This window comes from Paenibacillus sp. SEL3, from assembly GCF_054602585.1.
The window spans coordinates 4569105-4592624 of record NZ_CM137725.1; the positions used below are offsets into that span (position 1 = coordinate 4569105).

Genomic DNA, 23520 nt, shown 5'->3' on the forward strand with positions numbered 1-23520 from the left:
TTTGCCAATACTTTACGTATAATGAAGAAAAAAATAAGAAAATCCTTTTTTATTCTCGTCATAAGACGACAACATTGCAGGTGTGTATTCATATATAATAGTTTTGTTCACGACTATACATACAAGGTTTGTGGGAAATTTCTTTCCGGTGACCAAGAATAATAAAGTGAGGTTAGTGCTGAATGAACAAGGAGACAGAATTAGGGGGGAACAACCCTCTTTTTCAAAACAACGTACAGAAAGCAGGCAAAGCTGCCATCCACTTGGACATCCGGGACATTTTGCTCCAATGTGGGTTCACGATGCCAGAATGGCTAGAAAGCGACGCGGATGGAACCACATACCGGAAGGACAAGCGCGTGTAAATTCCAACGGCTGGTCTTACTTGAGCGAGACGTGAAGCAGTCGGCCGCTTTCTTTATTCCATCATTCGTTCCATTCGGACAAATGCAATAAAACGTTTGGCTTCTTCCTCAGACAAGGTGCGTCCATCAATGGTCAGTTTGAAACGTTGCAGAATATCCTCATCGGACAGTTCAAGCTGGTCCACAAATTCCCTCACATCTGAGTCCAATATTGCCGCCGGATGGCTCGTACGTCCCACCAAGTAGTCAATCGTTACCCCGAAAATATCAGCGAGCTTGGTCAGGATCTCGAAATCTGGCTTGCGCCTATTTTTTTCATAGTGAGAAAGAGCTGCCCGCGTAATTCCGAGGGATTGTGCTAGTTCCTCTTGTTTTAATCCCTTATGTTCTCGTAATTCAGCGATGCGGGTGCCATAATTCATCCGTTTTTCCTCCTGAAGGCAAGGTTAAGAAAGGTAAAAAAGCAAGTTTACGCTTGACAAGATACGTTTTGTATCATAAATTAGTTATGTAAGTTACATAACGTATCTTTATTTAATAGTTTTCACTGATGTCTTCGTTTATATACCCTAAGAGGCCACCGATGATGAGCATTTTGTGCTTATTCGCTGGCTAGACCTTCTATGCGCTATTATACAACATTTTACTATAGATTAGAGGGTCATGCACCGTTCTTTTCCCCGTTATGCAGAGGATCAGTACAAGCGTTATTGCATCGAAAACAAGTCAATCAGGGAGGACTGGTCTTGTGCAGTTGAAAGAGTACATCCGTTTGATCCGTAAAAGAATGTGGTTGATTGGTAGCATCGTACTGCTAGTATGTACTGTAGTGGGCATAAAAAATATGTATTTTACCCCGCAGATTTATGAAGCTACCGCAAAGCTCATTATCAACCAGACGCCACGACCGGATCGTGCAGGTGTCGTCGATTACAGTGTAGTTCAAACGAATATAGCCTTAACGAACTCCTATAAGCAAATTATGATCTCCTCGGCGATTATGGATCAGGTGGTCGCCAGCTTCCCCGATCTTAAGGTCACTCCGTCAGCATTGGCGCAAAAATTAAGAGTGAACACCGCAGGTGATTCACAGGTCATGGATGTAACAATCCGCGATTTATCGTATACGAAGGCTGTGAAAACCGTCAATGCGGTAGCCAAAGTATTCAAACGGCAAATCCCCTCTATCATGAAAATGGACAATGTCACCATCCTAAGCGAAGCCAGTCTGAATGATCCAGCAGTTCCCGTGAACAGTAATGCCACTATACAGATATTTATTGCTTTTGCCACCTCTTTATTGTTGGGAATAGGCTTGGCGTTTCTGCTGGAGGTACTGGATGATACATTTAAGAATGAAGAGGATATTGAAATAGAACTCGGTCTGCCTACCCTAGCCCTGATTACGAAAATGAAAAAAGAAGATAAACGCTCTGACAGCTCCACTACAACTCCTAAACAGGTAGGTGAAGGGCAATATGCCGCGATTAATCAATAATCAGCTCGTTACATCCCTACATGCTCAGTCTTCCGTTTCGGAGGAGTACCGCATGCTTCGCACTAACATCCAGTTTTCTTCTATAGACGAGCCGATTGAGGTTATGATGGTGGCGTCCGCTCAGGCGGGTGAAGGCAGAACGGTCACAATTAGCAATTTGGCTGTAACCTATGCGCAAGAGGGGAAAAAGGTGCTGATTATGGATATGGATCTGCGCCGTTCCTCCTTGCACCATATGTTTGGTTTGCGTAATCATACAGGGCTGACACGGGTGCTTGCCAATCAACAGGCATGGCAGGATGTGGTTCAAGAAACCGGGATTGACCATCTGCATGCAATTACAGCCGGACCGAACCCGCCCAATCCGTCCGAGATGCTCAGTTCCCGCAGAATGAATGCTCTGCTGGTTGAGCTGAAAGAACATTATGACGTGATCCTAATGGATACACCGCCGTTGCTGTCCTTTCCGGATGGCTTCATTATAAGCGCCATGTGTGACGGAGTCATTCTGGTGGTGCAGGCAGGGAAGGTCAAAAAGGATGTCGTCAAGAAAGCAAAAGCGAATTTGGAAAGAGTAAAGGCGCGCATTCTGGGCGTAGTACTTAATAATGTGAAGCGTTCGAATACCCGTGTCGAGCGGGGGATGGAGGAACGCAATCTGACATGAATAAAAAGGAGGAAAATGAGAGTATATAAAATTCTTTTAACAGTGTATAAATAATACTTATTAATAAGGAGCGAGGTGATGAGACGTGTCTTCTTCCCGCTCGAATGAGGTCGAAGTGCGGGGTGCGTCAGTGGATGTTTATTCGGTCGCTCATGGGCTTGAACGGCGGCAAGGATGGAACGTATACCCGTTCGTGAAGCGAAGCATGGACATTATATTGTCTTTCATTGGAATCATCGTGCTATGCCCGGTATTTCTGCTTGTCATTTTGCTGATTAAGCTGGAGGACCCCAAAGGAAGTGCAATATTTTATCAAGTACGTATTGGAAAAAATGAGCGGCCGTTTCGCATGATCAAATTTCGTTCCATGGTGTCTGATGCCGAAGCCAGATTATCTGCACTGCTGGTGGAAAATGAAATTGAGGGTGCGATGTTCAAAATGCGGGACGATCCCCGAATTACCCGTGTGGGTCGCTTTCTTCGCAGAACGAGCATCGACGAGTTGCCACAACTGTTCAATGTACTGCGTGGGCAGATGAGTCTGGTAGGACCCAGACCCCCGTTGCCAAGAGAGGTCCATGATTACACAGTGAGGGATAAGCTGCGTCTGACGGTTACACCAGGCTGCACCGGTCTATGGCAGATCAGCGGTCGTAATCATCTAAGCTTTAACCAGATGGTAGAACTGGATTTGGAGTACATATCCAGACGCAGTTTCCGCACAGATATGATTATTATGCTGAAAACATTTCGTGTGCTGCTAGGCTCCAAGGATGCGTATTAAAGTCTTTCATTTTCACGAAGAAGGTAGGGGATAAGTATGGATCTTCATTCCAACATATATGTAGCAGGGCATCACGGACTGGTGGGTTCCGCTATTGTCCGAGCGCTTCAGGAAGCGGGTTACCGTCATATTATTACTCGCACAAGCCGTGAGCTGGATCTACGTAATAAAGAGGCAGTAGATCATTTTTTTGAAACAGAGCCTGTGGATTATGTATTTTTGGCAGCGGCCAAGGTTGGTGGGATTTTGGCGAATAACGAATATCCGGCTGATTTTATCCGTGACAATCTGCTTATACAAACAAATGTGATTGATGCGGCATACCGGGCAAATGTAAGTAAGCTATTATTCCTAGGTTCTACCTGTATCTATCCTAAATTTGCTCCGCAGCCGTTACGGGAAGAATATCTGCTCACGGGTGAACTGGAGCCTACTAATGAGGCCTATGCGATTGCTAAAATTGCCGGGATTAAAATGTGTCAGTCTTACAACCGTCAGTATGGAACCCGGTTTATTTCTGTGATGCCGACGAATTTATACGGTCCGGGCGACAATTTTGATCTCCAGACTTCTCATGTGTTGCCTGCGCTCATCCGCAAGTTTCATGAAGCCAAGCTGAATCAATCTCCGACTGTAGAAGTATGGGGTTCTGGTACGCCGCGGCGAGAATTTCTTCATTCTGATGATTTGGCTGAAGCCTGTCTATTCCTAATGAACAATTATGAGGGAAATGAAATTGTAAATATCGGCGTAGGTGAGGATATCTCCATTCGTGAGCTGGCTGAGCGAGTGAAGAATGTAGTCGGCTATGAGGGAGAAATTACCTTTAACACCTCCGCTCCTGATGGAACGCCGCGTAAGTTGGTAGATGTATCCCGAATTTCCGGGCTGGGCTGGTCGGCGCGTATTTCACTAGAAGAGGGATTAAAGTCTGTGTATCAGGCATTTCAAGGTCTGGATCTGGTTGAACAATAAAAAAACGGTGGGGGAATTGGAATGAAAAAAGCGCTGATCACAGGAATTACCGGGCAAGACGGGTCCTATCTGGCTGAATTGCTGCTATCCAAAGATTATGAGGTGTACGGGATGCGCAGACGAACCAGCACACCGAACTTTGAAAATGTAGCGCATATCCAGAATGACATCCACTGGCTTTCCGGTGATATGACCGATCTGGCTTCATTGATTGAAGCCGTTCGGCAGTCCGACCCGGATGAGGTCTACAACTTGGCTGCTCAATCCTTCGTAGCGGCCTCATGGCCGCAGCCGTTGGCTACAGGGCAGATTACAGCATTATCTGTCACCAATATGCTGGAGGCGGTTCGAATTGCCAAACCGGAAGCGCGCTTTTACCAAGCGTCAAGCAGCGAGATGTTTGGTAAGGTGCTGGAGACACCGCAGACAGAAACGACCCCGTTCTACCCACGTAGTCCCTACGGTGTTGCCAAAGTGTACGGCCATTGGATTACAGTGAACTATCGTGAAAGCTTTGATATGTTTGCTTGCTCTGGCATTCTGTTCAATCACGAATCCCCACGTCGAGGATTGGAATTTGTAACGCGTAAAGTGTCGGATGCGGTAGCTCGTATCAAGCTGGGGTTGCAGCAAGAGCTGCGCATGGGAAATTTGGATTCACTGCGAGACTGGGGTTTTGCAGGGGATTATGTAAAGGCGATGTGGCTGATGCTTCAGCAGGATCAACCGGATGATTACGTCATTTCCACGGGAGAAATGCATTCTGTGCGTGAACTGCTGCAAATTGCCTTTTCTCATGTAGGTTTAAATTATGAGGATTACGTCGTGATCGATCCTCAATTTGTCCGTCCGGCAGAGGTAGATCTATTACTCGGCGATTGTGCCAAGGCGAAAGAAAAGCTGGGCTGGCGATTGGAAGTAGGCTTCGAGCAGCTCATTCGTATGATGGTGGATACAGACTTGGAGCGGGTAAAAAGGCAGGCTGCAGTTGAAGCTTCTGTCGTCGTGTAAGAGATGGAGAGGCCATCCGCCTGAGCGGGGGGTCTCTTCGCTGTACGCAAGGTCATTTTTCAAGATGGAGTAAAACCTATGACATTAGTCGAAAAACGCGCCAAACCGCGCAGAAGTTTGCTGGTGAATACATCCTGGCTGTTCGGTGACAAAATGATTCGCATGGTGTTCGGCCTGGCAGTCAGCATCATCATGGCGAGAGTGTTGGGACCAGAGGAACTGGGAAAGTGGAATTATGCGGAATCCTTTTTCGGGATGTTTCTGATTTTCACGACCCTTGGCTTTGATTCTATATTAGTACGCGATCTTGTCAAAGACCCCAAGGATGAGCATGAGCTATTGGGTACGGCGGTTCTGTTGAAATTGTTAGGTACTCTGATAGCCATTGTACTGTCCTATTCCTTCATTTCACTACTCAGACCGGAAGACAGTTCGGTGCGGTTGATCAATCTGATCTTGGCTACGGCCTCGGTATTTCAATTGTTTGATATCATCGACTACTGGTTTCGTGCGCAGATGCTGTCCAAATACACGGTTGTTGCCAAGAATACCGCTTTTGTTCTCGGCTCCACTGTCAAAATCATTCTGTTGTTATCGGGTGTTCCGATATGGATGGTGGCGTTGTGTGCTCATGGAGAGTTTCTGTTGGGAAGCCTACTGCTGCTGTATTTCTTCCGTAAGGAAGGACGACGCGTGAACCAATGGACGTTCCGTTTAGCCACAGCTCGGCGAATCATGAATCACAGCTGGCCGCTTATACTGTCATCCTCCGCTGTATATGTACAGGCACGGATCGACCAAGTCATTATCGGTGAACTGCTGGGAAACGCTGCGGTTGGGCAATACTCCGTTGCACTCCGACTCATCGAAGTGTTGGGCTTCATTCCGGTCGTTCTGACAACGGCTTATGCTCCGGTGGTGACGCGTTCCAAGCAGAAAGGAAGCGACGAGTACAGACAGACATTGTCCAAGGTGTATCGGCTGATGTTTATATGCTTTCTTGTGACCTCGGTACCTTTATTTTTTCTATCCCAATGGGTAGTGGTTGTGCTGTATGGGAGAGAATTTACCGAAGCAGGTTCGCTGTTGTCTCTATTCGCGATTCGTCTGTTTTTCACCAACTTCAGTGTTGCTAAAAGCTTGTTTATTACCAATGAAAATTTGTTCAGATACACGCTGCTGACCTCGGTGGTGGGGGCGGTCACGAATATCGCTTTCAATTACGCGCTAATCCCGTTGCTTGGTGTCCGAGGGTCGTTAGTGGCGACGATTTTGTCCTTTACGATATCTGTATTTCTATTAGATTTGTTGTTTAAGGAAGTTAAATCTAATTTGGGTTGGATGATGAAGTCCATCCTGACCTTCTGGCGTGTTCATATTACAGTACCGAAAGTTGGAGAGAACAATCATGATACCCATTAAACCGTTTGTTCGGCATGAGGAACAGTGCCCGCATTGTGGAGGTAAGGTACGTGGTGGAGAGGTGCTGTGGCAGGGAATCCATGTATGTGTCAGCACTATGTGTGAGGGGTGCGGACGCGAATATCTTGAGGACATGAGGGTCGGCCATGCTACGTATTCACCTTATCGTGTAGAAATGCCTGACTATATTCTGACCGGTGATGCGAAGTCGAGAAAATGGCTCGGAGAACCTTTGCGACAATCGTTGATGAATCCTTCCTATGACTTAGCAGTCGGCATGACCGTGCATAAAATGAAAGCTTCTACACGTGTAATCATCGTCAACACAATGGATTATTTGTATGGTCATGCTTTGCTCAAGCTGCTCAATGTGCAACGCGAATACGAGCAATCGCCGGACCTGGGCATCATCGTCATTGTGCAAAAGTCGCTGGAGTGGATGGTGCCAGCATATGTGTCTGAAATTTGGACGGTTGATGTGCCGTTCAGCAGGGCACGAAACTTTTATCCTGTACTACATCATCGGATGATTGAGGAACTGATGCGTTTTGATGAGGTGTATGTCAGCCCGGCGTATTCACATCCCAATCAGTTTGATATTGAGCAGTTTACAGGTGTCTCCCGTTATAACGAGGATCGTGAACCGGAGCCGCGCATTACCTTCGTATGGAGGGAAGACCGCTTGTGGAGCGGCAGCCATCATATCGCAAGAGCGGTACAGAAATTTCCGCAGCTCAAACGTGGGCTAAAACCGCTAATTTATCATCAGCGCAGTAAAATCATACGGCTGTTCCGCAGGCTGAGAGAAAGCTTCCCGGATCATCGCTTTACAGTCGCTGGACTTGGGCGTACCGGGAGCTTCCCGGCATGGATTTCTGATGAGCGTGTCACACGCTTCGACCGGGAAAGTGAGCTGCGGGTCTGCAAGGTATATGCAGCCAGCCGATTAGTGATCGGCATCCACGGCTCTAATATGCTGCTGCCCTCTGCGCATGCCGGTATGACCATTGATTTGATGCCCAAGGACCGATGGGGGAATTACGCTCAGGATATTTTATTTCACGAAACCGACCATCGGCTTACAGCCTACAAATACCGCTTTGTGCCGATGGAATCGAGTGTAACTCTAGTGGCAGATATGGCAGCTGCCCAGCTCAAAGGGGCAGATCATTTTAATATGCAGATGACGGAGGAGAGGCAACGGGAACATTCAAGTTGGAGGGGGGAGGCCGCTTCGGGACGGATTTGATCCTGGAGCGACTTTTGTGGATGGAAGTCCGCTGCGGGACGGATTTGATCTTCCGATCGCTGTTGACGAGGGATTCCCTAGATTGAATAGGCCCTGTAAAAGGGCGGAATCCCTCGTCAAAGGCGAACGCTGCCGCTTCTCCAGATTCAAATCCTTACCCTCCGCTACCCACCGCCGCCAAAAAGAATTCCCCCCAGCCTATAAGGTGGGGGAGGTAAGAGCCGTCCGGCGATAGCTTCGCCCTATCGCCTAGAACTTCTATGCCGGGCATGCATCCCGGCGTAATTAATGCTCTGTACAGTTCTCTGTCAGGGTGACAGGGTCCGGTGGATAACAATCTGGACAGGCGACAGTCTAGCCATAGTTAAGGCATCTTGGTCAGCTAGCGGTAGTAGTTCCATGTTGTTTTGTGAGCTTGCCATAACCGTACCAAGCTCACAAGCTGTTCGACGAGGTCAGCGCCCTGCATGCATTTGCTCGCGTATCCACGCAGCGAGGGCACTTCATACCCAGCATTCCCTTTTTTTAAATGGGGTGACTTTATGGACACGGTGGTCAGCAGCGGAGCGGTCCATTTGAATCTGAAGAAGCGCTAGCGTTCGCCTTTGCAGTGGGATTCCTACCTCGGAATGTTTTATATATCCAGGAATCCCACTGCAACAGCGATCGGAAGATCAAATGGAACGCGCAGCGTTCTCTGAACCCTCCGTGCTCCATAACTCACTCAATATGAAATGGCAGGAGCCCTGATGATGATTCGAAAAATATTGTATCTCCGCAATTTTGCCAGCAAGGTGAACGGGGACTCATACAATTTACAGGAAGTCGGTTTGGGCAAAGCACTCGTTCGAAAAGGCTATGATTGCGACATTGTTTACTACAACGATCGTAAGGAAACCCATCTGGAACAAGTCTACCGTCACGAAGGATGCACCTTGCGTATTATCTGGCTCCACGGGTTTAAGTTCTTAAGCAACAGCATCTACAGAGATGTTCTCAAAGATTCTTTTCTGGATGCTTATGGTCTGGTCATTACTACAGAATACAACCAGATCATGACCTATCTGCTTTCCCGTAAATGTCCCGATAAGCTGTCATTGTATCACGGCCCATACCGGGATAACACGCACGCGCTGATCCGCAAACTGTACGATATTATGCTGCTGCCGAAGGTAACAAAATCTCTACGCCGTACCTATGTCAAATCCGATCTTGCCAAGCGCTATTTGGAGAATAAAGGTTTTGACAACGTGGTTACGATTGGAGTCGGATTGGATCGCAGTAAAGTAGAGAGAGCATCCGACAGTGACACCAGTAATAAAAGTGACAACATAAGCGGAGAGCGTGAGGAAAACCGTGAGGTCGCGAATGAGCTACGTCGAATCGGAGATCGTCCGGTGCTTTTGTATGTTGGTGTACTGGAGGAACGGAGAAATATACGTTTTATGCTGACTACGTTCAAAAGAGTGCTCCAAAAGCATCCTAGCTGCCTTTTGTTAATGGTCGGGAATGGACGGAAGACGGACACAGACCGCTATTGGACATATGCTCATGAACTGGGAATAACGGACAGTATTATACATTTTTCAAGAGTGGAGCAACGTCATCTGTGGCAGGTTTACGGAGCGGCGGATATGATGCTGTTTCCGACACAATACGATATTTTTGGTATGGTGCTGCTGGAAAGCATGCTGTTTCGCGTTCCGATTATCTCTTCGGTAAACGGGGGCTCGGTTACCTTGATTGAGGACGGAGTGAGCGGAGTGATGCTGAGAAGCTTTTCAGAAGAGGAATGGTCTGGTCGAATAGGCGCTTTGCTGGATAATGGTGAGCTGAGACGAAGTATGGCGGAGAAGGCCTTTCTTACGGTCGAGCGTATGTCGTGGGATCGCATCGCAGATGAAATAGTAAGCCATCAAGGGGTCAAGCCCAAGAATTCTAACCACGTTATGCAATCAACGCAGGAAAGAGGGGCAGCCACGTGAGCCAACAGGTCAGCAGACAGATGAACCCTCCTGTAAGCAAGGTGCTGATCATCCATAACTTTTATCAGCAAAGCGGGGGAGAAGACAAGGTTGTTGAGCAAGAATCGGCTATGCTGCGTTCCAGAGGAATAGAGATAGAACATTACTATGTGCATAACGACAGCATTCAAAGCAGAGGGCTGGCGAACATGGCAAAGCTGGCAGTAGAGGCGGCCTGGTCCCTGCCGGAATTCAAAAGAATCAAGAAGCTGCTTTTACAGGTGAAGCCGGATGTCGTGCATGTGCATAATTTTTTTCCGGTTATATCCCCTTCGGTCTATCATGCTTGTGAACGACTGGGGATTCCGGTTGTCCAGACACTGCATAATTACAGGCTGATTTGTCCGGCGGCAACCTTTATGCGAGGGAATAAGGTTTGTGAAAAATGCCTGCACGGCACGTTGCTGCACTCCATCCGTCATGGATGCTATCGAGGTTCGCAGCTTCAGACGATTCCAGTAGCAGCGATGATTAAGTTCAACGATCTGATCGGTACATGGCGGCACAAGGTAAGTCGCTATATTGCGCTGACGGAGTTTGCACGGGACAAATTTGCCGAAAGCGGTATTCCACTGGATCGTATCGCGGTAAAGCCGAATTTTATCCATCATAAAACCATGAAAACCCAGTATGACTCGAATGATCGTTATTTGTTGTTTGTGGGGCGGATTTCAGCTGAGAAAGGGGTTCGCAATCTGCTGCAAGCTTGGTCACAGTTGGAAGATCGGGGGGGATTGAGACTGGTCATCATTGGAGATGGTCCGGAAAAGGCTGAATTGGCCGCTGCTTATCCGCAGGAAGATGTTCGGTTTCTCGGTAAGCAGGATGGAGACACGGTACTGGATTGCATGAGCCGGGCCATGTATGTCATGGTGCCTTCCATTTGGTATGAAGGATTTCCTATGACCATTGTAGAGTCTTTTTCTGTTGGAACTCCGGTATTATGCAGCCGGCTCGGCGCACTGGAGGAAGTCGTGGAGGACGGGGTGACGGGTTTCCATTTTCAACATGATGATTTGGAAAATATAAAGACCGTGATTCACCGCGCAGTAGCCTATGAAAACTATGCAGCTATGAGACGGAAGGTGTCGAAAAACTATGCTGCACGCTATACCGAAGAAGTGAATGCGAAGCAGCTGATGGCGATATATAGCGAGGCGATGGAGGAGCGTGATTATGAAGCAGCTGCCCCAATATAGAGTTGGAAGGATTGCGGATGCAGATATTGCAGCACTTACGTTTCAGGAGACGGTACACACGCTGGAACAATGGGCAGCCGAACGAAAGGACGGCTATGTATGTATTTGCAACACGCATTCCATTGTCACAGCCGGGAATCATGCTGAGTTCCACAAAGCGCTCACTCAAGCCGATTTGTGTACTCCGGATGGTATGCCGTTGGTATGGGCGCTTAAGCTATACGGATTTGAGCGTCAGGATCGGGTAGATGGTCCCAGCCTGATGCTCAAGTTGTGCGAACGTGCGCCACAGACGAAGGTGAGTATATATTTTTACGGCAGTACGCCGGATACGCTGGATAGCTTAAAAGAGAGAGTAGAACAAGATTACCCTGGAATCTGCATCGCGGGCAGCTTTTCACCGCCATTTCGTGAGCTTCACCCAGATGAGGAGGAGCGGATCATTGATGAAATCAATGCGTCCGGCGCGCATATCATATTCGTCAGCTTAGGCTGCCCGAAGCAGGAAATATGGATGCATCGAAACAAAGACCGCATCCGTGGCGTGATGATTGGAGTAGGGGCGGCCTTTGACTATATCACTGGAAAGGTTCGCAGACCGCCGCTAGCGGTACAAAAGCTGGGGCTGGAGTGGCTGTATCGTCTGATCTGCGAACCGAGACGTTTATGGAAGAGGTATGCCTATAACAATCCGATGTATGTATACCGTTTTCTAAAATCTTATCGGCAAAACAAACGACTTACGCTTTATCATAATCGGCTTCCAGGAAGAGATATAGAGAATTGAAGTCGGTAAAAGCAGGATGCAATGAGACAGCATGTAAAAGGGGGAGTTGCTTTGAAGTTATGTGTAATAGGTGCAGGGTATGTCGGGCTGGTGTCGGGGGTCTGTTTTGCCGCACTCGGAAATACCGTCGTCTGTGTAGATCAGAATGAGGACAAAATTCTTCAGTTGCGTGCAGGTGGGGTGCCGATTTATGAACCGGGATTAAAGGCACTAATTAAAGATAATGTAGAACAAGGCCGACTAAGCTTTACAACAGATACGGCAGCTTCGGTAGAGGCGGCTGAAATTGTTATTTTGGCGGTCGGCACGCCTTCACTGCCGGGCGGGGAAGCGAACCTGTCCTATATTGAGGAAGCAGCCTGCGAGATGGCAGACGCCATGAATGGCTACAAAGTCATTGTCACCAAAAGCACGGTGCCTGTCGGAACGAACGAACGTATTCAAAATTGGATTGCGAGCCGCACAAACTATTCTTTTGGTGTGGCTTCGGTTCCTGAATTTTTACGCGAAGGCTCAGCAGTCATAGACACCCTACAGCCAGATCGAATCATCATCGGAGCTTCCGATCCACATGTGTCCGCTGTGTTGACTACACTGCACGAGCCGTTGACGACAAATATCGTAACCACAGATATCCGTTCGGCGGAGATGATCAAGTATGCGTCGAATGCTTTTTTGGCGACCAAAATTTCGTTTATTAATGAGATTGCAAATATTTGCGAAAAGGTGGGCGCAGACGTTACACGTGTGGCACACGGTATGGGGCTGGATCAGCGGATCGGCTCCTCCTTTTTGTCTGCAGGTATCGGCTATGGGGGTTCCTGTTTCCCAAAGGATACACAAGCTCTAATCCAAATTGCAGGCAACGTGGACTATGAATTCAAGCTGCTGAAATCTGTGGTGGAAGTGAATCAGGGTCAACGCTTTAACGTGATTCGTAAGCTGAAAGAGGCGCTGGGTGATCTGGAAGGAGCAACGATTGGTATATGGGGACTGGCCTTTAAACCGAATACAGATGACGTAAGAGATGCCCCGGCGCTGGATATTATGCAGTCGCTGCTGGAGGCAGGGGCGCAAATCCGTGCATATGACCCGATCGCTACCGCTAACTTCCGCAGACTGCTGGACAGCTCGGAAGTAACGTGGGCAGATAGCGCACGGGAAGCAGCAGAGGGATGTGACGCACTGTGTCTATTGACGGAATGGGAGGAGTTTGGTGAAATCGGGCTGGGTGAGCTGAATGAGCTTATGAAGTATCCTATTATGATCGATGGACGCAATGTGTACAGCGAGGAGCAAATCAGACAATCCGTCTTTGCATACTATTCTGTTGGTAGGCCACAGATGAATAATCTGGATGTAGATCGTCATCAGTCTGTAGTAAATCCGTAAAGGGGAGGCTGCATATGAAACGATGGCTGAAGATGACATTGGGGGCTGCAGCGTTATTGGTCATAGGGGCTACTGCCTACACCGCTTATGTGTATCATTCTTTTAAAACAGCGGCGAATGCGATGTATCATCCGCGCAGCATCGTACAGCCTGGGGCGTTTTCTACCCTTGCAACGGGCGGAGCAGGGCGATCCGTAGATACAGACTCTGGATCAAGTACACCCAATCCGGCAGCCATCTCCCAGTTCAAGCCGTTTACCGTGCTGGTGCTGGGCGTAGATCGGCGGTCTCACGATCCAGGACGATCGGATACGATGATCGTCTTGTCTGTTAACCCTGCCGAAGGCTCTATGTTGATGTTCAACATTCCGCGTGATACGCGAACAGAGTTGATCGGTAGGGGGCGTGAGGACAAAATCAATCACGCTTTTGCTTTTGGGGGCGTGGATATGTCGATCCGTACGGTAGAACATTTTTTGAACTATCCGATAGATTACTATGTACAGATGAACATGGAAGGGTTTGCGAAAATGGTGGACCTTGTGGGGGGAGTCGAGGTTCATAATCCACTTGATTTTCAATATGAGGGTCATCATTTTGCACAGGGTAATTTGAACTTGAGCGGGGCTGAGGCGTTGGCCTACGCCCGTATGCGTTTCGATGATCCACGTGGGGATCTCGGAAGAAATGCTCGCCAGCGGGAGCTACTCAAGCAAATTCTTGCCCAGTCCATCAGCAAGGAAGGGCTGTTGAGGGTAAAACCGATACTGGAGGCAGCGGGGGAGCAGATTCGCACAGACATTACCTTTGACGATATGACCACCTTCCTGACCCGGATTGGTCCGTCCCTCAAGCAGACGGATACCGTTGAACTGAAGGGACATGGGCGTAAAATCAACGGCGTGTATTATTACATAGTGGATGAACAGGAACGCCAGCGTATCCATGGAGTGCTGGAGAAGCATAGGCTTACCACTGCCGTATCGCCTTAGGTAAGCCTTATGTAGGCGGGTGCCCTGTTGGGAGGTCACCCGTTATTTTCTTCTAAAGTCTTCTAAAAAAGGCTTGTCCCACATACATCTGTAGAGAATTCGGTATAGTCCAACAGAGGGAGGGGCAATGTGTGCTGTTTAGAAGGAGAGCGGCTTCGGCGTTCGTTCGTAAGCTATTATATTTTGCCATCATATGTGGATTGTTATGGCTGCTGTGGCTGGGTCTGCGTGGGGTGATGTCTACAGGCGAGGGCGATCAAGCGGTAGAAGCACTAAACGAGTTCTACACGATGGAGCAATCGGGAAATTTCGGAGGTTCATGGGAGCTTTTTCATTCGCAAATAAAAAAGAAATTCGAGAAATCTACGTATGTACAGCAGCGTGCGCACGTTTTTATGCAGGATATGGGGACGGATACGTTCACGTTTGAACTGGGGGAGCCGCAGACTGAATATGACATTCGTACGGATCAGAATGGAGAAGAGTTAGGGAAAGTTTACCGTATTACGGTCACTCAGCATTACAAGACCCGATTCGGTAATTTTGATATCGTACAGCCTTGTTATGTGGCGCAGGAAGATGAGAAATGGCGGGTGCTTTGGATATACAAGGACAAGGAATAGAGGTTGCGAGGTGTTTCTAAAAGGTTAAATATGGTACAATACTTCCAAAACCGGAAATGTACAGTAAATGGATAACAGCTTCACTCCGGATGGAAGGAGTTTCATAGCATGCAGCAAGCGACAGGACAGGTTCCCGTCATACGTATGGAGGGTGTGAGTAAAATCATTTCCTCAAAAGCGATCGTGGATGATCTGACGCTGGAGGTTCCGGCGGGGCAGGTATTTGGTTTCCTTGGACCCAATGGTGCGGGAAAAACGACAACCATCCGTATGATGGTTGGCCTGATTTCGATCAGCAAGGGCGATATTCATATTTGTGGAGACAGCATTAATACTGATTTTGAAAAGGCCGTTTCCCATGTCGGCGCGATTGTTGAGAACCCGGAGATGTACAAGTTTTTGACAGGCTATCAAAATTTGCAGCATTTTGCGCGAATGTCTCCTGGGGTGACCCAAGAACGCGTGGATGAAGCGATTCGTTTGGTGGGACTCGGAAACCGGATTCACGATAAAGTAAAAACCTATTCGCTCGGGATGCGACAGCGACTTGGAGTAGCTCATGCGATTTTGCATCGACCGAAGCTGCTTGTGCTGGACGAGCCGACCAATGGTTTGGACCCGCAGGGTATTCGTGAACTGCGGGATTATTTGCGTCAATTGACCCGTACGGAGGGAATTACCGTATTCGTATCAAGTCATTTGTTGTCCGAGATGGAGCTGATGTGCGACCGTGTAGCCATTATTCAGAGCGGACGGCTGGTTGATATCAAGCAACTGAAGAACACAGGGGAGGAAGTGCAGACGGCGGAAATTGCTTTTGAGGTAAATGATGCCGAACAAGCCTATGCGCTTGCTGGAGCAGGACGCGTTGAAGGTAATCAACTGCTGCTTCACCTGGAGCGGGAACAGATCGCAGAGATGAACAGCCTGCTGGCTGCAAACGGAATTAAAGTATATGCGATTCGCCCGGTTGCCCGTACGCTGGAAGATCAATTTTTGGAAGTGACGGGAGGCGGGTTTATTGGGTGATTTCTTCAAACTGGTACATAACGAAAATCTGAAAATTTACCTGCGTGTGCGCACATGGATTATGCTGGGATTGCTGGCGGTCATCACTGCTGCGATTCCGATGCTGATCTCCCTGGTTTCCGATCAGGTCAGTGTGTGGGATGGGATTGCGTTGACGACGTTGTTTACGTTTTTCCTCAATACGACGTTTACGGTCATTGTAGCTGCTGATTCGGTGGCTGGTGAATTTACTTGGGGAACGATTAAGCTGCTGCTCATCCGACCTTGGACTCGCAGCAAAATATTGTTGTCCAAGTATATATCCGTGATTTTGTTCAGTTTGCTCGGAACGATCATTTTGATCTTGATGGTTACGCTGTCCTCATGGCTGATGTTATCCAAGGATGCACCAGCGGGTTCTGTTCCGCTGTTCAGTGATCCGATATCTTACGTAACGTTGAACTTCTTGTATAGCTATATTGCCTTGTTCGTGACGATGGCCTTTGCTTTTATGCTGTCCGCTGTTTTCCGTTCCAGTGCCTTGGCGATTGGGCTGTCGCTGTTCATGATGTTCACCAAAACAATCTATAACTCTATTGGCTTGTTCAGCACAGATCGTTTTGAATGGACCAAATACGTACTATTTACGCATATGGATCTGAAAAAATATCTAGATATGCCGCCGGGTACGGTAAGTTCCAGTCTAACCTTTTCGCTCACCGTGCTGGCCGCTTATTATGTAATTTTTATCGCCATTGCCTGGGTGGTTTTCGTAAAACGGGATGTTTCAACCTAAATCGCAGTGTCTTAGAGTTACACAAAGGACGTTCAAATGCTCAGCATTTGGACGTCCTTTTGTTATTTCAGGATTTTGCAAAATCCTCATTTAACACTGTTTTATCCAGTATCTATGTCATTTTTGTTACATATTCTGCGTGCAGGGGTATATTGTAATCTATTTTCAGCAAGAATCAATCAATAGGGTCATTTTGCGTTTAAAGAGGTAGAGAGAAATAGAACAGAGGGGGCCGCATGGTATGCTGCAAAATAATCGTTTTTTTCGTGTAACTACAGGTATCGTCATGCTATTACTCATCATTTACTTGGGCACCAAAGTAAGTTTTATATTTAGTCCTCTCGTATCTTTGGTCAGCTTGCTGGTGGTACCGTTAATGCTATCTTTTTTCCTCTATTATTTATTAAGGCCGATTGTGGATGTAATGGAACGGAGAAAAATCAAACGATCGATCTCCATCTTGCTGATTTATTTGGTCATTGGAGTGTTATTGTTTGTTTTCTCATGGGGTGTGTGGCCTACGCTGCGTGATCAAGTAACCAATTTATTTGAAAATGCGCCGAAGCTCATTAAAAGTCTGGTTGATCAATTGAGCCAATGGCGGCATAATCAATCCTTGAGACAAGTGCTGCCTCCGGGTGAAGACCCGCTGTCACAACTGTCAGATACGTTGAACGAAGCCTTTTCGACGCTATCTGATTATTCGGTAAAGCTGGTATCGTTCGTGTCCTACTTTTTTATCGTATTGGCTACCTTTCCCATATTGCTCTATTACATGCTGAAGGAAGGGAGCAAGTTTGGCCCTAAAATGCTAAACTTCTTTCCTAAAAAATATCACAAGGACGCATTGGAGGTTATGGAAGATATCGATAGTGCACTCAGCAGCTTTATCGTCAGTCGGGTGCTGATCAATGTCGCGTTGGGTGTGATGATGTTCCTTGGATTTTTAATTATTGGTTTGCCTTATGCCTTGCTGCTCGCCGTTATTTCGATTTTCCTTAATTTTATTCCCTATGTGGGGGCAGTGGCTGCTTCTATACCCGTGGTTATTATTGGATTTCTCGAATCACCTTCGATGGCGCTCTGGTCGCTGGTCGTGGTGATTGCTGCACAGCAAATTCAGGATAATTGGCTGTCACCTATAGTTTTTGGTAAACAGCTGGATATTCATCCGTTGACTGTCGTTATTTTACTGTTAGTTGGTGGCGACCTGCTCGGGATTCTGGGTATCATTTTGGTGATTCCATTGTATATGTGCGGAAAAATCGTCATACGCAAGGTATACCAATTATTTTTGGAACGCAGAGTGGAGGATATTATGGAATGAATGGAGAATGCACTGGATTTAAAGGAGTATATCCTGATTTTACCCTGCTTCGGATTGCAGAGCGGCTTGGCTGTCCTCCCTGTCTTTGCTGAAACTAGATTGGGTTTCGTCGTTTGGCTCATTCGTAGAAGTTGACAACTCTACATCCTTTGTTCGGTTCATTTGACTTGTGCCGTCCAGTACACCGCCTTCAGAAATGACCAATGCAGCGGTCGCGGTATTACCGTATAGTTCACCTGTCGGCGTAATGGTCAGTCGTCCTTCTGTAGTAATGCTGCCGAACACCTTACCGGCAAGAATGACGTCTTGTGCGAAGATGTCCGAACGTACAACAGCAGATTCTCCAATGACGACAGTACGAGTGCTACGGATATCGCCCTGAAAATGACCGTCAATCCGAATATTGGCCTCTGCTTCAACTGTACCTTCAAAGCTGGTGCCATTAGCGAGCAGTGTATCCATAGCTGGGGTGGAGAGCTTTTTTTTGGATTCCTTAAACATGATGGTTTTCCCCCAATCTTTTATTGTGAAAATTTTGCAAAATCCTCATTGTACATACAGTAATGGATCGACAGGTTGGTTATGCTTGACGATCTGAAAATGAAGATGAGGTCCTGTGCTTCTCCCGGTACTTCCCAGCAGACCGATGGTCTGTCCTTTGTGGACACGATCTCCTGGAGCCACCTGCATGCCGCTCAGGTGCATATACCAGCTCTGGAGTCCGTCAGGATGCTGGATGATGATGCACTTGCCGCGGGCTCCACTAGAAGCAGCCTCCAAGACGGTGCCTGCTCCTGCTGCATAGACAGGATCACCGGTTTGTCCGGCAATGTCCACGCCTGAATGAAAGGCAGATCTACCCGTAAAAGGGTCGCTGCGATAGCCGAAGCTGGAGGTCATTCGCCGTGAACCTACAGGCCAAACGGAGGGTTTCCCTTGCACGGCAAGAGCCAGCCTACGAGTCTGGAGTAACTGTGCGGCTTGTTTGCGCTCCAGATTTTGCTGGACGGCATTTGCTTGCTGAATAGAGCGAGGAACCGTACGTTCCACCGTGTCCAACAGAGATTCGATCTCCTGAAAATCATCCATTGCCTGGCGAGTTAGGAATGCAGTATTTTCATGTACTGCGATCAGCTCACCCCCAATATGGCCGGAAGCATCCCAGGAGAGCGGAGTCATGGTCTTTTTATGGTTACTTGTGGCAGATGAGTTTCCGTGTTTACGAATGAATTGTTGCATTTGCTGTTCCAGCTCTGTTACGCGCTGAAGGCGTTCACGAATATGGGTGGCTTGATTTGTCAGCTCCATGACTTCCTGCCGTAGTCGCCCAATGGCTGCATCCTTGTCCGCTACCGTGACCTCCATCTGCAAACTCTGGACAGCAAGATTCGTTTCCATTTGGGAAATAATATGGGAAGAACGGATTTGCAGCCCGATCACGAGCGTAGAGATAGACGCGATCACAAGAGTCGGGACGAGAATGACAGCGGCTGTAGAGCATTGTAGCTGCTTGGGCGGTTGCTGTGCATCCCGAATAACAAGCAGGGTCATCCGGCGATTTAGGCTTCCTTTTTTCATAATCGCTCCTTTCCGGACATCGCTCCTATAGTGCTTGGTTACTATCTATTCAGCTTAAGAGGCAAACATGTCAAAAAAATTGGAGCTTAGTATAAAACGTAGATGAGGATTTTGCAAAATCCTGAGATATATAAGGAGGCTTAGACATGCTGTGGTTGCTGTTGGTTTTAATTGTTTTTATTTTTCAGACCGGGACGATCCTGCTCTTTGAATTTCGCAAGCCGTCCAAAGCGGTAGCCTGGCTTTTTATTTTGTTTTGCTTCCCGCTCATTGGCTTTGTCGTGTACTACTTTGTTGCACAGGATTATCAGAAGCGTAAAGTGGTTCGAAAAGGGGGATCGCAGCTGTTTCGTGAATTCCGCGAGCGTCTATGGGCGCAATCCAAGGTCATTGAACATGTGGAGCAAATGCATAATCCTCATTTCAAACATCAGGAGCGCCTGTTTAACCAGTTAATTCGTATGTCGGAAAACCCGTTGACTGGATGTAACCGCACACGTGTGCTGACGAACGGTGAAGAAGCCTTCGAGGCCATGCTGGCAGCGATGGAACATGCGCAACATCATATCCATGTGGAGTTTTACATATTTCGGGCCGACGAAATCGGAAGAAAGTTTCAAGAGGTCATGATCCGCAAGGCACGTGAGGGAGTAAAAGTACGATTCGTTGTAGACGGTGTGGGGAGCTACAATTTACCCTATTCCTTTATTCGCACCTGTAGTGAGGCGGGAGTGGAATTTCATTATTTTCTACCTCCGTTTTTCGCCACACTGGACCGCCGGATTAACTATCGCAATCACAGGAAAATCGTGGTGGTAGATGGCATGGTTGGATTTGTAGGAGGGATTAATGTAGGCGACGATTATCTCGGAAAATACCCCAAAGTAGGATTTTGGAGGGATACGCATTTGCAGATTGAAGGAGATAGCGTCTATTTTCTACAAAATGCGTTTCTTAGTGACTGGAAGCTGGCCTCAGGGGAGAGACTGATGGATGTGAATTTATTTCCTCCACATACCTGTACCGGGGATGAGGAAGTACAGATTTTGAGCAGCGGTCCCGATCAGGTATGGGATACGATTCAGGAAATGTGCTTTGGGGCGCTCACAGTTGCCAAAAAGCGGATTTGGATTACGACGCCGTATTTTATTCCCGATCCGGGCATTTATGAGGCGCTCAAGCTGGCGGCAGTCAGTGGCGTAGATGTGAAAATTATTATTCCCTATCAGTCCGATTCGAAGTTAGTTCATTTGGCGTCTCTGTCCTATGTACAAGAACTGCTGGAGGCAGGGGTGGAGTTCTACCAATATCGAAAAGGATTTATTCATGCCAAAGTGGTGATTGTCGATGATTTACTCGGCTCGGTCGGGACCGCCAATATGGACATGCGCAGCTTTTTCTATAATTTTGAGTTGACCGCTGTAGTTTTTGCTAATTCAGCGCTGGAACGGCTTTCGGCAGATTTTGTAGAGGACATTTCCAACTCCTCACGCATAGATTTAAACGTGTTCCGCAGACGGCCTAGATCTCAGAAAATAGCTGAAATTCTAACTCGCATGCTCTCTCCACTCCTTTAAAGGCGATTTTCGTCGTTTTTATCGCTATAATCCCGCTTTATTGTGATTTATGTGCTCTTTGCTAACTTTTTTGCGCGAAATCACAGTTTTGTGATATACTATTTATATAAATAGCGCGGTAAAGAATAGGGGACTGCGGATAGCAGCCCCTTTTTTGTCCAATATATCATACTGTAACGGGGGGATTTATATATGAGTGTAGTGAGCAAGGAAGTCCAAAGTTTATCTGAGATTACAGATGTGACCGGAGAGTTGACCAAGATCAGCAAAATTCCAGCTAATCCGAAGAACAAAGTAAAACGCCTGTTTCAGCGTGCAGCCATGATTGTAGTTGGTGCAGCTCTGATGGCAGTGGGATTGGAAATATTTCTGGTTCCTAACGGCGTTATTGACGGAGGCGTTACAGGTATTTCCATTATGGCCTCCAAGATTACTGGCTATCCGCTCGGTATTTTCCTGACCCTGTTGAACCTTCCATTTTTACTTATCGGCTACAAACAAATTGGTAAAACCTTCGCTTTATCCACATTATTCGGTATCGTCGTTATGTCCATTGGAACCGCGTTACTTCACAATGTAAGTGCGTTGACTCCTGGTGAACCGCTGCTCGGCGCTATTTTTGGGGGCGTCATTCTCGGTGTTGGGGTGGGTCTTGTGATTCGGTCCGGCGGTTCGCTGGATGGAACAGAGATCGTAGCTATTCTCGTCAGTGAAAAGACTCCTTTTTCGGTCGGTGAGATCGTACTGTTCGTTAACATATTCATTCTGGGAAGTGCAGGTTTTGTGTTCGGTTGGCCAAATGCCCTGTATTCCATGATTGCTTATTATATCGCCATGAAAATGATTGATATTACGATTGAAGGTCTGGATCAGTCCAAATCGGTCTGGATTATTAGTGACAAATACCGTGATATCGGGGATGCCCTGACGGATCGTCTTGGACGGGGCGTAACTTATCTGGAAGGTGAAGGTGGCTTTACAGGCGAAAGCAAGAAAGTGATTTTCGTCGTCATCACCCGACTGGAGGAAGCGAAGCTGAAGAGCATCGTTGAAGATTGGGACCCGCACGCTTTCGTTGCGATCGGTAACATTCACGATGTGAAGGGCGGACGCTTTAAGAAAAAAGGAATACACTAGCGCAAGGGGACAATTCCTCAGCCTAATGGCTGCGGGGTTCGTCCCCTTTTTTGTTCTTCCAAGCATGGATCAGGTTCGGTGTGCCTTGGTGCGCATATGCTTGAGGACATCTTCTACAGGTTGGGGAGGAACCTTGTCGATCAAGTCGCCTACCTGATTTAGTCGTTCCTCAATATTCAGCAAATGGTAGTCAAGTGGTGATACATCTTGCCGTACCTCTTCCCATGTTAGCGGGGTGGAGACCGTAGCGCCGGGGCGTGCCCGCGGGGTATAAGGAGCGGCCAGAGTTTTCCCCTGATAATGCTGCAAATAATCAAAATAGATGGCTGTTCCACGATCCTTCTTTAACCTTTCGAGTGTGAACAGATGCGGGTGCTTTTCTGTCACAAACTGTCCGACTAATAGCCCGATGCTGCGAAGTTCGTCGAAGGTTATGCCTGTACGGATCGGAACGATAATTTGTACACCTGTGGCCCCGGATGTTTTGGGGACGGAGTCCAAACCAAGCGAAGCCAGTACTTCACCGACAATAGAGGCTGCCTCCATAATACGTGGCTCCACCTCTCTGGATGGATCAAGGTCAATCATCCATTCACAGGGCAGCTTGTTTCCCGCTTCGTGCAGAGAGGGGTGGAATTCCAACGCAGCTTGATTACCAAGCCAGAGGAGTTGTGGCAATTTGCCGAGCACGATATATTCAATGCCATCATGCAGGGCGGTTTCAATATAGTCCGGCCGAGGACGTGGGGCATTTTTCTGATAAAAAAAATCACCGTGAATCCCATGTGGCCAGCGGATGACGGTCAGCAGACGATGATGACAATATTTGAGCAGGAAGGGAGCCAGTACCGCGAGCTTGCGAAGATACAGCGCCTTAGTCACGCCTGCTTCAGGCCACAGCGGTTTATCCGGGTTGGTGATAGGAATTTCCTGACCTTCAATGGTAATAGTACCTTTAACAGCTTGTCCCATTGTGCTATCCTCCTTTGGCTAATATGCAGCAAAATCTTTATTTACAGGCTGATTGTTAAGCTTTTAGATCTACATAGGGTTTAACATGAACGTGAAGTGCTGAATTTATCCATCAAAAGGATTGACAAGATACATTA

Annotated in this window: 23 protein-coding genes; 19 read left to right on the forward strand and 4 right to left on the reverse strand. The window is 47.5% G+C overall.

Annotated elements, in window-relative coordinates:
• Positions 1-182 precede the first annotated feature (182 nt).
• Positions 183-365, forward strand: a complete 183-nt coding sequence (locus tag ACYCS5_RS21010; protein ID WP_069012564.1) for a hypothetical protein — start codon at positions 183-185, stop codon at positions 363-365.
• A gap of 53 nt (positions 366-418) precedes the next feature.
• Here ACYCS5_RS21010 and ACYCS5_RS21015 read toward each other — a convergent pair whose 3' ends face one another.
• The gene (locus ACYCS5_RS21015; RefSeq protein ID WP_459760080.1) at positions 419-787 is read right to left on the reverse strand and encodes a helix-turn-helix domain-containing protein; all 369 of its coding nucleotides are present in this window, start codon (positions 785-787) and stop codon (positions 419-421) included.
• Between the two features lie 326 nt (positions 788-1113).
• Between ACYCS5_RS21015 and ACYCS5_RS21020 the strand changes: the two genes are divergently transcribed.
• From ACYCS5_RS21020 to ACYCS5_RS21095, 16 genes are all read left to right on the forward strand, one after another.
• Positions 1114-1863, forward strand: coding sequence for a YveK family protein (locus ACYCS5_RS21020; RefSeq protein ID WP_029516205.1), 750 nt, complete (start codon positions 1114-1116; stop codon positions 1861-1863).
• Entirely contained in the window at positions 1844-2530 is a 687-nt protein-coding gene (locus tag ACYCS5_RS21025; protein WP_029516206.1) for a CpsD/CapB family tyrosine-protein kinase, read from the forward strand. Before ACYCS5_RS21020 ends, ACYCS5_RS21025 begins: the two co-directional genes overlap by 20 nt.
• 85 nt (positions 2531-2615) lie before the next feature.
• Positions 2616-3314: a sugar transferase gene (locus ACYCS5_RS21030; RefSeq protein ID WP_029516207.1), complete on the forward strand. Its 699-nt coding sequence runs from the start codon at positions 2616-2618 to the stop codon at positions 3312-3314.
• 36 nt (positions 3315-3350) lie between these two features.
• Complete coding sequence (fcl, locus tag ACYCS5_RS21035; protein ID WP_069012566.1) at positions 3351-4289, forward strand: GDP-L-fucose synthase; 939 nt, start codon at positions 3351-3353, stop codon at positions 4287-4289.
• Between the two features lie 21 nt (positions 4290-4310).
• Positions 4311-5300 carry a GDP-mannose 4,6-dehydratase gene (gmd, locus tag ACYCS5_RS21040; RefSeq protein ID WP_029516209.1) on the forward strand — a complete coding sequence of 330 codons (990 nt, stop codon included), beginning with the start codon at positions 4311-4313 and terminating at the stop codon, positions 5298-5300.
• Positions 5301-5378: 78 nt separating this feature from the next.
• Positions 5379-6722, forward strand: coding sequence for a flippase (locus ACYCS5_RS21045; RefSeq protein ID WP_039269547.1), 1344 nt, complete (start codon positions 5379-5381; stop codon positions 6720-6722).
• Entirely contained in the window at positions 6709-7971 is a 1263-nt protein-coding gene (locus ACYCS5_RS21050; protein WP_209949660.1) for a hypothetical protein, read from the forward strand. The genes ACYCS5_RS21045 and ACYCS5_RS21050 overlap by 14 nt, the downstream gene beginning before the upstream one ends.
• A gap of 752 nt (positions 7972-8723) precedes the next feature.
• A complete protein-coding gene (locus ACYCS5_RS21055) occupies positions 8724-9956 on the forward strand; it encodes a glycosyltransferase family 4 protein (protein ID WP_459760081.1) in 1233 nt (410 codons plus the stop codon).
• Positions 9953-11194, forward strand: coding sequence for a glycosyltransferase family 4 protein (locus ACYCS5_RS21060; protein ID WP_340954631.1), 1242 nt, complete (start codon positions 9953-9955; stop codon positions 11192-11194). The genes ACYCS5_RS21055 and ACYCS5_RS21060 overlap by 4 nt, the downstream gene beginning before the upstream one ends.
• A complete protein-coding gene (locus ACYCS5_RS21065; RefSeq protein WP_459760082.1) occupies positions 11172-11981 on the forward strand; it encodes a WecB/TagA/CpsF family glycosyltransferase in 810 nt (269 codons plus the stop codon). The genes ACYCS5_RS21060 and ACYCS5_RS21065 overlap by 23 nt, the downstream gene beginning before the upstream one ends.
• A 51-nt stretch (positions 11982-12032) precedes the next feature.
• Complete coding sequence (locus ACYCS5_RS21070; RefSeq protein WP_459760083.1) at positions 12033-13373, forward strand: UDP-glucose dehydrogenase family protein; 1341 nt, start codon at positions 12033-12035, stop codon at positions 13371-13373.
• Positions 13374-13387: 14 nt separating this feature from the next.
• A complete protein-coding gene (locus ACYCS5_RS21075) occupies positions 13388-14365 on the forward strand; it encodes an LCP family glycopolymer transferase (RefSeq protein WP_459760084.1) in 978 nt (325 codons plus the stop codon).
• Positions 14366-14496: 131 nt separating this feature from the next.
• Positions 14497-14988: a hypothetical protein gene (locus ACYCS5_RS21080; RefSeq protein ID WP_318626973.1), complete on the forward strand. Its 492-nt coding sequence runs from the start codon at positions 14497-14499 to the stop codon at positions 14986-14988.
• Between the two features lie 108 nt (positions 14989-15096).
• Entirely contained in the window at positions 15097-16017 is a 921-nt protein-coding gene (locus tag ACYCS5_RS21085; RefSeq protein WP_459760085.1) for an ABC transporter ATP-binding protein, read from the forward strand.
• Complete coding sequence (locus ACYCS5_RS21090) at positions 16010-16792, forward strand: ABC transporter permease (protein ID WP_029516219.1); 783 nt, start codon at positions 16010-16012, stop codon at positions 16790-16792. Before ACYCS5_RS21085 ends, ACYCS5_RS21090 begins: the two co-directional genes overlap by 8 nt.
• A 241-nt stretch (positions 16793-17033) precedes the next feature.
• A complete protein-coding gene (locus ACYCS5_RS21095; protein WP_029516220.1) occupies positions 17034-18119 on the forward strand; it encodes an AI-2E family transporter in 1086 nt (361 codons plus the stop codon).
• Positions 18120-18158: 39 nt separating this feature from the next.
• Here ACYCS5_RS21095 and ACYCS5_RS21100 read toward each other — a convergent pair whose 3' ends face one another.
• Both ACYCS5_RS21100 and ACYCS5_RS21105 read right to left on the reverse strand, forming a co-directional pair.
• A complete protein-coding gene (locus ACYCS5_RS21100) occupies positions 18159-18620 on the reverse strand; it encodes a bactofilin family protein (RefSeq protein WP_340884674.1) in 462 nt (153 codons plus the stop codon).
• Between the two features lie 45 nt (positions 18621-18665).
• Positions 18666-19697: a M23 family metallopeptidase gene (locus ACYCS5_RS21105; RefSeq protein ID WP_029516222.1), complete on the reverse strand. Its 1032-nt coding sequence runs from the start codon at positions 19695-19697 to the stop codon at positions 18666-18668.
• A gap of 146 nt (positions 19698-19843) precedes the next feature.
• Between ACYCS5_RS21105 and cls the strand changes: the two genes are divergently transcribed.
• Together cls and ACYCS5_RS21115 are read left to right on the forward strand one after the other, a co-directional pair.
• Positions 19844-21274, forward strand: coding sequence for a cardiolipin synthase (gene cls, locus ACYCS5_RS21110; RefSeq protein ID WP_029516223.1), 1431 nt, complete (start codon positions 19844-19846; stop codon positions 21272-21274).
• A 192-nt stretch (positions 21275-21466) separates the two neighbouring features.
• A complete protein-coding gene (locus ACYCS5_RS21115; RefSeq protein ID WP_029516224.1) occupies positions 21467-22411 on the forward strand; it encodes a YitT family protein in 945 nt (314 codons plus the stop codon).
• 69 nt (positions 22412-22480) lie between these two features.
• Here ACYCS5_RS21115 and ligD read toward each other — a convergent pair whose 3' ends face one another.
• Entirely contained in the window at positions 22481-23383 is a 903-nt protein-coding gene (gene ligD / locus ACYCS5_RS21120; RefSeq protein ID WP_029516225.1) for a non-homologous end-joining DNA ligase, read from the reverse strand.
• Positions 23384-23520 lie beyond the last annotated feature (137 nt).

Bases quoted from the DNA above. Each gene is read 5' to 3' on its own strand.
- ACYCS5_RS21010 (WP_069012564.1), top strand. From the start codon at position 183: ATGAACAAGGAGACAGAATTAGGGGGGAACAACCCTCTTTTTCAAAAC.
- ACYCS5_RS21015 (WP_459760080.1), bottom strand. From the start codon at position 787: ATGAATTATGGCACCCGCATCGCTGAATTACGAGAACATAAGGGATTA.
- ACYCS5_RS21025 (WP_029516206.1), top strand. From the start codon at position 1,844: ATGCCGCGATTAATCAATAATCAGCTCGTTACATCCCTACATGCTCAG.
- fcl (WP_069012566.1), top strand. From the start codon at position 3,351: ATGGATCTTCATTCCAACATATATGTAGCAGGGCATCACGGACTGGTG.
- gmd (WP_029516209.1), top strand. From the start codon at position 4,311: ATGAAAAAAGCGCTGATCACAGGAATTACCGGGCAAGACGGGTCCTAT.
- ACYCS5_RS21045 (WP_039269547.1), top strand. From the start codon at position 5,379: ATGACATTAGTCGAAAAACGCGCCAAACCGCGCAGAAGTTTGCTGGTG.
- ACYCS5_RS21050 (WP_209949660.1), top strand. From the start codon at position 6,709: ATGATACCCATTAAACCGTTTGTTCGGCATGAGGAACAGTGCCCGCAT.
- ACYCS5_RS21055 (WP_459760081.1), top strand. From the start codon at position 8,724: ATGATTCGAAAAATATTGTATCTCCGCAATTTTGCCAGCAAGGTGAAC.
- ACYCS5_RS21065 (WP_459760082.1), top strand. From the start codon at position 11,172: ATGAAGCAGCTGCCCCAATATAGAGTTGGAAGGATTGCGGATGCAGAT.
- ACYCS5_RS21075 (WP_459760084.1), top strand. From the start codon at position 13,388: ATGAAACGATGGCTGAAGATGACATTGGGGGCTGCAGCGTTATTGGTC.
- ACYCS5_RS21085 (WP_459760085.1), top strand. From the start codon at position 15,097: ATGCAGCAAGCGACAGGACAGGTTCCCGTCATACGTATGGAGGGTGTG.
- ACYCS5_RS21095 (WP_029516220.1), top strand. From the start codon at position 17,034: ATGCTGCAAAATAATCGTTTTTTTCGTGTAACTACAGGTATCGTCATG.
- ACYCS5_RS21100 (WP_340884674.1), bottom strand. From the start codon at position 18,620: ATGTTTAAGGAATCCAAAAAAAAGCTCTCCACCCCAGCTATGGATACA.
- ACYCS5_RS21105 (WP_029516222.1), bottom strand. From the start codon at position 19,697: ATGAAAAAAGGAAGCCTAAATCGCCGGATGACCCTGCTTGTTATTCGG.
- cls (WP_029516223.1), top strand. From the start codon at position 19,844: ATGCTGTGGTTGCTGTTGGTTTTAATTGTTTTTATTTTTCAGACCGGG.
- ACYCS5_RS21115 (WP_029516224.1), top strand. From the start codon at position 21,467: ATGAGTGTAGTGAGCAAGGAAGTCCAAAGTTTATCTGAGATTACAGAT.
- ligD (WP_029516225.1), bottom strand. From the start codon at position 23,383: ATGGGACAAGCTGTTAAAGGTACTATTACCATTGAAGGTCAGGAAATT.